Source organism: Carnobacterium divergens (genome assembly GCF_900258435.1).
GTDB lineage: Bacteria > Bacillota > Bacilli > Lactobacillales > Carnobacteriaceae > Carnobacterium > Carnobacterium divergens_A.
In genome coordinates this window covers 24,893-30,612 of record NZ_LT984412.1, presented here as the reverse complement: position 1 = coordinate 30,612, position 5,720 = coordinate 24,893, and the positions used below count along the sequence as shown (strand labels likewise).

5 protein-coding genes and 3 pseudogenes are annotated in these 5,720 nt (G+C 36.4%); 7 read left to right on the top strand and 1 reads right to left on the bottom strand.

What is annotated here, in order from left to right; genetic code table 11:
- From CDIMF43_RS00490 to CDIMF43_RS00470, 6 genes and pseudogenes are all read left to right on the top strand, one after another.
- Positions 1 to 333, top strand: a pseudogene (locus tag CDIMF43_RS00490) (RepB protein); the annotation flags it as partial.
- Positions 326 to 928, top strand: coding sequence for a DUF536 domain-containing protein (locus CDIMF43_RS00485; RefSeq protein WP_109840892.1), 603 nt, complete (start codon positions 326 to 328; stop codon positions 926 to 928). The pseudogene CDIMF43_RS00490 and the gene CDIMF43_RS00485, both read left to right, overlap by 8 nt.
- Before the next feature lie 145 nt (positions 929 to 1,073).
- Positions 1,074 to 1,289: pseudogene (locus CDIMF43_RS00480) on the top strand (IS3 family transposase); the annotation flags it as partial.
- A gap of 113 nt (positions 1,290 to 1,402) precedes the next feature.
- Positions 1,403 to 1,543 (top strand): hypothetical protein, encoded by a 141-nt coding sequence (locus CDIMF43_RS13685; RefSeq protein WP_167554804.1) that lies wholly within the window; start codon positions 1,403 to 1,405, stop codon positions 1,541 to 1,543.
- Positions 1,515 to 1,610, top strand: a pseudogene (locus CDIMF43_RS13935) (toprim domain-containing protein); the annotation flags it as partial. The gene CDIMF43_RS13685 and the pseudogene CDIMF43_RS13935, both read left to right, overlap by 29 nt.
- A 99-nt stretch (positions 1,611 to 1,709) precedes the next feature.
- A protein-coding gene (locus tag CDIMF43_RS00470; RefSeq protein ID WP_095586744.1) for an IS3 family transposase occupies positions 1,710 to 2,857 on the top strand; the annotation gives its coding sequence in 2 pieces (ribosomal slippage) (positions 1,710 to 1,962 and positions 1,962 to 2,857; 1,149 coding nt in all).
- A 198-nt stretch (positions 2,858 to 3,055) separates the two neighbouring features.
- On the opposite strand, the gene CDIMF43_RS00460 is transcribed toward CDIMF43_RS00470, so the two are convergent.
- Positions 3,056 to 3,370 (bottom strand): ArsR/SmtB family transcription factor, encoded by a 315-nt coding sequence (locus CDIMF43_RS00460; protein ID WP_068561834.1) that lies wholly within the window; start codon positions 3,368 to 3,370, stop codon positions 3,056 to 3,058.
- Between the two features lie 299 nt (positions 3,371 to 3,669).
- Between CDIMF43_RS00460 and CDIMF43_RS00455 the strand changes: the two genes are divergently transcribed.
- A complete protein-coding gene (locus CDIMF43_RS00455; protein ID WP_109840891.1) occupies positions 3,670 to 5,595 on the top strand; it encodes a heavy metal translocating P-type ATPase in 1,926 nt (641 codons plus the stop codon).
- Positions 5,596 to 5,720: the final 125 nt, after the last annotated feature.

Sequence of the window (5,720 nt, the reverse complement as noted above, 5' to 3'; positions counted from 1 at the left end):
TATTTGCAGGATAAAGCAAATAAAGAACAAGCAGAAGAACTTTTAGCAGGGAAAGCATTAAAAAGTAAATACACGAAACTTTTGTTGGATAATATGCTGTTAAGTCCTTATGAAATGACCGATACGTCACTTATGGCAGGATTGCAGGCGCACGTGTACCCTCTCTATGACGAGTTAAAGGAATTAAGAGGATTGAATGGGGTCAAAGACCATTTAAGCTATGTAGCCAGCAAACAAGAAGCCTATTCTAAACGCAATGTAGCGAAGTATCTGAAAAAAGCAATCGAGCAATATCTACCTACGGTTAAAAGGCAGGACATAGACAATGAGTGAAGAATTAAAAACGATTAAAGAGCTTGCAGACGAATTTAACGTATCGAAACAAGCTGTCAGGAAAAGATTAACCGAAGAATTTAGAGCAAACCATGTGGAAACCGTTACTAGTAACGGAGTGAAAACTTTAGTAGTAACCTATACTGGATATATGTTGTTAAAACAACACTTTACCACTAGTAACGCAACTGGTAACGACAAGGTAACCGATACTAGTAACCCCACAACTGGTGATTTATCTGTAGTTAAAATACTAGAACAACAGTTATTTGTTAAAGATAAGCAACTAGAAAATAAAGATAGCCAAATATCGCAAATGCAAAATCTCTTAGACCAACAACAACGCCTAGCTTTGCAGGATAAAAAATTGCTAGAAGAATATAAATCAGAAATCAATGAATTGAAAGCTCTTAAAATGCCTCAGGAGGATATGCAGGAGGATATGAAAGATGGATCGTCGATAAGGGGTGAGGTGCAGGAAGAAATTGAACGACTGAAAGCTCAATTGAAGTTATCAGAAGAAGAACGAAACAAGGCAAAAGAAAAAGATCCGGTAAAAACAGAATCTAAAAAATGGTGGCAACTATGGAAATGAGGGGGGGATCAAATGAGTCATTCGGAACAAATGATTGAAAACCAGTTCATACAGATCTTAAGTGAGAAAGAAAATCAGTGGACTTATCGTCCGGACTTGAAGTCGGAAGAAACACTTTGGCAAAACTTTAGAGGCCATTTGAACCGATGAGCTTATCGAAAAAGAAATGCTTAAAATACGTCAAGAACATGCCAATGCAGGTTATCGTCCAATGAGTGAATGACTTAAGCAACGTGGCTATCACGTCAACCACAAGAAGGTACAGCGCTTAATGAAGAAGCTAGGGCTTCGTGTGACGTCTTATTGGCACAAATCACGTAAATATAATTCATATAAAGGAAAAGTAGGGAAGGTAGCTGAAGCAGTTGAAGAGCTCAAAGATTACTCAAATAAACAATTTCAAGGCTAGAGAACAAAAGCAAGAACAAACAATAGCTTTATAAAGAGAAGAAGAAAAATAAAGGAGAGTGAGCTATGAATTTTCTACAAAATAATTTCCAAACTTTATATTTAGGTGCAGCTGCAGGAGATATTCAAGGAAGAATTTCCGGAGCATTAACAACAGTTCAATCCGTATTGACAGGTATACAAGATCGTCAAAAAGTATTTAGATGAAGCGGAAACAATCGTGATTGCGACCGACAGCGACCGAGAAGGTGAAGCAATCGCCCGCTTGATTATTGGACTAATGTCAAATATTTAGACACAAAATGAGCTATATTTTTGGAAAGGTTATAATAAACTAGACACAAAGTTAAGAGAAATCGTGGAAAGGTTTATTATGGCAAGAAGAAAATTCGATAAACAATTTAAAAATTCTGCAGTAAAACTCATTCTTGAAGAGGGTTACTCTGTTAAAGAAGTCAGCCAAGAGCTTGAGGTTCATGCCAATAGTCTTTATCGCTGGGTTCAAGAAGTTGAAGAATATGGAGAAAGTGCTTTTCCAGGCAATGGGACAGCCCTAGCTGATGCCCAACATAAGATTAAATTGTTAGAGAAAGAAAATCGTTATCTTCAGGAGGAACTTGAACTTCTAAAAAAGTTCCGGGTCTTCTTGAAGCGAAGCAAGTAAAACGTTTTGAATTTCTCTTGAAACATCATGGGAAGATAAAAATTAAGCATGCAGTAAAAGTTCTTAAGGTTTCTCGCTCAGGTTTCTATGAATACATGCATCGTCGTCCTTCAAAACAACAAGTGGAGAGAGAAATTCTCTCAGAGAAGATAAAAGCTGTCTTTCATGAGCATAAGGGACGCTATGGTGCGGTTAGAATTACCAAGGTACTTCATAATACTGGTATTATGACCAACACGAAACGTGTTGGGAAACTGATGCACTTGATGGGACTTTATGCCAAGGGAAGCCGTTATAAATATAAACATTACAACAGAAAAGGAGCTTCGCTTTCAAGACCCAATTTAATTAATCAGATCTTTAAAGCAACAGCTCCTAATAAAGTATGGCTGGGAGACATGACCTATATCCCTACCAAAGAAGGCACCTTATACTTAGCCGTGAATATCGACGTTTTTTCACGTAAGATTGTAGGCTGGTCAATGTCTTCACGGATGCAAGATAAACTGGTGAGGGATTGCTTCTTACAAGCTTGTGGGAAAGAACATCCTCAGCCTGGCTTGATTGTCCATACTGATCAAGGGAGTCAATATACAAGCTCTCGTTATCAATCTACTCTTCGTCAAGTCGGTGCTCAATCTAGCATGAGTCGTAAAGGAAATCCCTATGACAATGCAATGATGGAGTCTTTTTATAAGACGCTAAAGAGAGAGCTTATTAATGATGCTCATTTTGAGACAAGAGCTGAGGCTACTCAAGAAATATTTAAATACATTGAGACCTATTACAATACAAAAAGGATGCATTCAGGTCTTGATTACAAGTCTCCAAAAGACTTTGAAAAATATAATTCTTAAATTCTCTTAACTCCGTGTCTAGTTTTTCGTTGACTTTCCAACCCAAAGAAAAATTCACTTATGGAGAAAATAAAATTTATGAAGAAAGCAATTTTAATATTTTTTTTCGATTGATCCTGATGCGAGTGATTATGATTTTTATCTGATTTTGACATTTTAAAAACCTCCTAAGTTTGTATGCTACATAACTAATTGGTTTTATTTTTCTAATTCACTGACATGAGTTAAAACTTGTTCGAGAATACTAAAAACATGAAGGTCATCTAAACTGTAAAGCATACTTTTTCCTTCTCTTCTTGATTTTACTAAGCGTGCGTCTTTCAACGTTTTTAATTGATGAGAAATAGCAGACTGTTCCATGTCCAGAGAAATAGCGATATTTCCAACACTACACTCTTTTTTCTGTAAAAGAAAGAGAACCGACAATCGTGTAGGATCACTAATCACCTTAAATAGTTTGCTTATTGACAGAATAGATTCTTTATCGATTGGAGAAGTTGTTTTTATATCCATAGTGTTTTTATTCCTTTCATATGACCTTTCGTTCATATCTATATTACCATATGAGCGAAACAATGCTAATCTTTTGTCAAGATAAAGAGAAGTTGCGTTCTCTTTATCTTGACAAAACGTATATAGCGATGTAAAATGAGAATACAAACATATGATTAGTTAGTCATATGTAAAGTAGATTCATTACGATTTACTTTTGGAATAGACGAAAGGATCCAGAAATAGCGGAAATTTTTGTGATTCAAGAAGTAAATGATGGAAAACAAAGGACTTATAAATTATATAGGGAGGCAATAGAAATGGAAACTGTCCAAAAACAACAGTCTCAAGAAAAGCATAATCACAACCACGGTCACGATCATGATCATGGGAAAATGCCAGTCGTTTTGTACTTTGTTGGTTTAGCATTAGCAGTGATTGCTCTATTTTTGAATGAAGATTATCAGTTGCTACAAAATGTTTTGTTCTCAATCGCTACAATCAGCGCTGGGTATCATGTCATTGTTCTTGAAGGCCTTGGAGAAACAATTGAGAACTCAAAAAACCAAAAAAAGTTCATGCCTAATTCTCATATTTTAATGGGATTAGCGGCAATCGGAGCTTCTTTAATGGGGAATTTTTGGGAAGGAACATTATTGATTCTTATTTTTTCTGGAGCACATTTTTTGGAAGATTATGCAGAAGGAAGAAGCAAACGAGAAATAACGAAATTACTCGAAATGAATCCAACGACTGCCCGGTTAATCCTACCTGATGGCAGTACAAAAAATGTAGATGTCAGTGAATTAAAAGTGGGAGATCAACTTCAAGTTTTGAATGGCGATCAAGTACCTATTGATGGCGTCATTTTGTCTGGATCTACATCCATTGATGAGTCGTCTATTAATGGAGAAAGTATCCCGAAAGAGAAATACAAAGGAGATGGCGTCTTCGGGAGTACAATTAATGGAACAGGTAGCTTCACGATGAAAGTCACCAAAGAAAACGAAGATACAGTATTTTCAAAAATTTTACAATTAGTGAACCAGAACCAAGATAGCCAAACAAAAGCTGCGAGTATTATCCAAAAATTTGAACCCAAATACGTCACAGTTGTTTTAATTGCCATTCCGTTATTCATGTTATTGGCACCTTTTCTACTTGATTGGACATGGTCACAAAGTGTCTATAGAGGATTAGTCCTTTTAGTTGCAGCTTCACCGTGTGCTTTAGCAGCAGCTACTGTCTCGGCAACGCTATCGACGACTTCTAATTTAGCCAAAAAAGGAGTCCTTTCAAAAGGTAGTTCTTACCTGTCTCAATTAGCCGATATTAAAGCAATTGCATTTGATAAGACGGGCACCTTGACCAAAGGAAAACCTGAAGTAACCAATTATTATTTTGCTGATTCCGTGAACGAAGAAAACATGATTGATATCGTAGTAGCTCTTGAAAAAGAATCCAATCACCCTTTAGCAGATGCTATTCTAAGAAAGTTTGAGCAAAAAAACAAACTAACTATTGATGTAGAAAACCAGATTGGTAAAGGATTGACAGGAGATTACAAAGGGAGAAATTATCGTATAGGAAAACCGACTTCGTTTGATGATGTTTCAGATGAGTATAGTCGTTTAAATAATGAATGGGCTTCAGAAGGTAAGACAGTCGTGTACGTAGCAGTAGATGAAGAGGTTCTAGGCCTTATTGCCCTCATGGACATTCCAAGTGAACATGCAAAAGCAACCATTGAGTATTTCAGAAAACAAGGTATACACACCACATTAATTACTGGTGACTCAGAAATGACGGGAAAAGCGGTTGCTAAACAATTGGGAATAGATGAAGTGATTGCAAATGTCATGCCGGAAGACAAATCCAGAATAATAGACGAACAAAAAGAAAAATACGGTGTGACCGCCATGGTTGGAGACGGTGTAAATGATGCTCCTGCTCTTGTTAATGCAGATGTGGGAATCGCTATGGGAGATGGGACTGATGTGGCAGTAGAGGTATCTGATTTAGTTTTAATGCAAAACAATTTATCAAAATTGGTACAATCTCATAATATTTCTTCGAAAATGAACCGTGTTATTTGGCAGAATATTATTTTTTCAATGGCCGTTGTTGCTTTTTTAATTGTCGTTAGTTTCTTGGGCTTAACGGATATTGCCATCAGTGTCATTATTCATGAAGGAAGTACATTGGTTGTTATTTTGAATGGACTTCGATTGCTAAGGGCAGTCTAAAGAATGATTGCACACCTTCAAATTAATGGTTCTGTTGCAAAGTTTTAAATAAAGAATAAAATCCCTTACGGTATCTATGATTTAAGCTGGGATTCCCAATAATACCTTGATTTCAGTACAGACCG